This is a genomic window from Streptomyces sp. NRRL B-24085 (assembly GCF_001282115.1).
Classification (GTDB): Bacteria; Actinomycetota; Actinomycetes; order Streptomycetales; family Streptomycetaceae; genus Streptomyces.
The window spans coordinates 1-2,655 of sequence record NZ_LJBR01000544.1 but is presented as its reverse complement, the minus strand read 5'-3'; the positions used below and the strand labels follow the sequence as shown (position 1 = coordinate 2,655).

The 2,655-nt window shown below is 72.9% G+C and carries 3 protein-coding genes; all 3 read left to right on the top strand.

From position 1 onward, the window contains the following. On the top strand, window positions 1-616 hold a 616-nt coding region (locus AOJ26_RS39000; protein ID WP_053853076.1), incomplete at its 5' end, for a pyridoxamine 5'-phosphate oxidase family protein. A 9-nt stretch (window positions 617-625) separates the two neighbouring features. Beyond that, entirely contained in the window at window positions 626-1,072 is a 447-nt protein-coding gene (locus tag AOJ26_RS38995; RefSeq protein WP_053853075.1) for an NUDIX hydrolase, read from the top strand. A gap of 232 nt (window positions 1,073-1,304) precedes the next feature. After that, window positions 1,305-2,655: TIGR03767 family metallophosphoesterase (locus AOJ26_RS38990; RefSeq protein WP_053853074.1), on the top strand; the 1,351-nt coding region annotated here is incomplete at its 3' end.

Sequence of the window (2,655 nt, the reverse complement as noted above, 5' to 3'; positions counted from 1 at the left end):
CCTCGCGACGGCGTTCACCACCCCCGGCACCCCCGTCGGCACGATCGCCCTGGACCCCCGCACCCGCCGCCGGATGCGGCTCAACGGCCGACTCGGGCCCACGGCAGGGGGGTTCGCGATCGAGGCCGACCAGGTCTTCGCGAACTGCCCGAAGTACCTCCAGAAGAGGCAGTCGTACGAGGTGGTGGCCGGCCGGCGCCGCGGGGACACGCTGCACAGCGGTGAACTCACGCCCCGGCAGGCCGAGTTCGTCGCCACGGCGGACACCTTCTTCCTGGCCTCCGTGCACGGGGGCGGCGCCGACGTCAGCCACCGAGGCGGCAACCCGGGCTTCGTGCGCGTCGACGCACCGGGGGAACTGAGCTGGCGCGACTACCCCGGCAACTCGATGTTCCTCACCCTCGGCAACCTCGCCGCGGACCCGCGGGCCGGTCTGCTGTTTCTCGACTGGACGACCGGCACGGTCCTCCAACTGACGGGCGAGGCGAGCACCGAGTTCGGTCCCGAGCGCAGGGTCCGCTTCACCGTGCGCGAGACCGTCGAGACCCCGTCCGCGCTGCCGCTGCGCTGGTCCGCGCCCGAATACTCCCCGGCCAATCCGGTTCCGGCGGGCTAACTTGCCGGTATGCGCGCAAAGTTGAGGGTGGCGGCCTACGCCGTGTGCGTCCGTGACGGACAGGTCCTGCTCGCCCGCTGGATCGACCACGGCCGGCCGCGGTGGACGCTGCCCGGCGGTGGCATGGAGCACGGCGAGGACCCCTACGACACTGTGCTGCGGGAGGTGGCCGAGGAGACGGGCCACCGCGTCGAGGTCACCGGTGTGCTCGGGGTGCGGTCGGCGCGCTTCCCGGAGCGGCGCCGCTTCGGCCGCACCGTCGAGGCCCACCACGTGGGGCTTCTGTACGAGGCCCGCGTCACCGGAGGCGAACTGCGCTTCGAGGTCGGCGGCTCCACGGACACGGCCGCATGGCACGACCTCGACGCGGTACCGGAGCTGGAGCGGGTGCCGCTGGTCGACTTCGGCCTGCGGCTGTGGCAGGAGCGGCCGGTCACCGGACGGCCCGGGGGATAGCTGTCCTACCCCGGAAGATGAACACGGAGTGACCGCCCCCGGGCCGTTCGACGAGCGCTCCTGAACACACGGGGTGGGCCAAGATCCACGTACGGTGATCGGCGCTGCGCGTTGCCGTCTCGTTCACGCGCAGGTCATTCCCGGTGCCAAGCATCCAGAGCGAGCGGGTGGCTCGCGAACGCGAGCACCCGCGACCACTGCCGACGCAGTTCGCACTCGGGGAGATCGCGCCATGTCGCGCACACGCTCTGTCGCCAGCACCACGCCGGCGGTCCACCGCCGTACCGTCCTCGCCGCCGCGGGCGCGGCCGCCGTCTCCACGGGCGTCGGCTACGCCCTGCGGCCCACCGACAGCCAGGCCGCGACGGCCACCGGGGCCGCCGAGGCGCCGGTGGCCCAGACCGTCCACCGGGCCGCCGCCCCGGCCGCGGCCCCCCTCGCCCCGTACACCCGCGGCACCACCGTCGCCTCCGTCGCCGCCCCGCGCACCGGCTCCGGCTACCGGCGCCTCGGCGACGGCCCCGGCTGGAGCCGCAAGGTGCGCTCCGAACTCGCGGCCCCGAAGGCCGGGCGGGCCGGCCGCCGGACCGCGCTGGCCGCGTTCGTGCAGCTCACCGACCTGCACCTGATGGACACCCAGCACCCGCTGCGCCTGGAGTACCTGCGCTCGACCGACGTGCACGCCTGGCGGCCCCAGGAGGCGCTGACCGTGCCGGGCGCGATCTCGCTCGTCGAGCGGATCAACGCGCTGCGCGGCGCCCCCGCCACCGGCGCCCCGCTCCAGTTCGCCATGACGACCGGCGACAACACGGACAACAACAGCCACACCGAGCTCGACTGGTTCCTGACCGTCATGAGCGGCGGCAGAATCACCCCCAACTCCGGTGACCCGCGCCACTACGAGGGCGTCCAGAACAGCGGCCTCCAGCAGTACTGGCAGCCCGACTCGACCACCCGCGACGCCGACAAGCAGCGCGGCTTCCCGCACCTCCAGGGCTATCTCGCCGCCGCCGTCCGGGAGTTGAACAGCCCCGGCCTCGCCATCCCCTGGTACTCCACGGTCGGCAACCACGACAGCCTGCCGCTGGGCTGCTACGGCCACGGCGACTCCTGGCTCGCCGAGTACGCCGTCGGCGGCAAGAAGCTGATGTCGCTGCCCGCGTCCGAGTCGAAGAAGCTCCAGGACATGATCCGCAAAGCCTCCGACCCCCAGGGCCACGCCTTCCGCGACCTGCTCAAGGCACACGCCCGGAGCATGCGCTCGGTCACCCCCGACGAACGGCGCGCCCCCTACACCCCCCGCGACTACCTCAGGGCCCACCTCGACCCCGCGCACCGGGGCGTCGGGCCCGTCGGCCACGGCTACTCCACCGCCAACCTCGACACGGGCACCCAGTACTACAGCTTCCGCATCGCCGACGACGTCATCGGCATCAGCCTCGACACCACCGACCCGGGCGGCCACTACCAGGGCTCCATGGGCACCGGGCAGTTGCGCTGGCTGGACCGGACGCTGCGGGAGAACAAGGACTCCTTCGCCGTCGTCTTCAGCCACCACACCAGCGACTCGATGACCAACACCC

Bases quoted from the DNA above. Each gene is read 5' to 3' on its own strand.
- AOJ26_RS38995 (WP_053853075.1), top strand. From the start codon at position 626: ATGCGCGCAAAGTTGAGGGTGGCGGCCTACGCCGTGTGCGTCCGTGAC.